Source organism: Citrobacter sp. TBCS-14, assembly GCF_005280805.1.
Lineage (GTDB): Bacteria > Pseudomonadota > Gammaproteobacteria > Enterobacterales > Enterobacteriaceae > Citrobacter > Citrobacter gillenii.
Window position 1 is genome coordinate 1 of the sequence record NZ_SZWM01000854.1, and the last position, 592, is coordinate 592.

General features: G+C 52.1%; 1 protein-coding gene. It reads left to right on the plus strand.

Going from position 1 to position 592, the window contains the following annotated elements; translation table 11 throughout:
* Positions 1 to 592: KamA family radical SAM protein (locus tag FDX22_RS21680; protein WP_146717758.1), on the plus strand; the 592-nt coding region annotated here is incomplete at both ends.

Consider the following 592-nt stretch of genomic DNA (forward strand, 5'->3'; position numbering starts at 1 on the left):
GGTAAATTGTCGCTATTGCTTCCGCCGACACTTCCCGTATGCTGAAAACCAGGGCAATAAGCGCAACTGGCAGGTCGCCCTGGACTACATTAGCGCACATCCTGAGCTGAATGAGATTATCTTCTCCGGTGGCGATCCGTTAATGGCCAAAGACCATGAACTGGACTGGTTGCTCACGCAACTGGAAGCCATCCCACATATTAAGCGCCTGCGTATTCACAGCCGTTTGCCGATTGTCATCCCGGCGCGAATTACCGACGGATTGGTCGAGCGTTTTGCTCACTCTTCTCTGCAAGTTCTGCTGGTGAATCACATTAACCACGCCAACGAAATTGATGAGACATTTCGTCAGGCGATGGCAAAACTGCGTCGGATTGGCGTCACACTGCTCAACCAAANCGCACAAACGCTGGCAAACCTGAGCAACGCGCTGTTTGATGCGGGCGTAATGCCCTATTACCTGCATGTACTGGATAAAGTGCAGGGAGCCGCTCACTTTATGGTGAGTGACGATGAGGCACGGAAAATCATGCGAGAGCTGCTGACGCTGATTTCAGGCTATATGGTCCCAAAACTGGCGCGCGAAATTGGC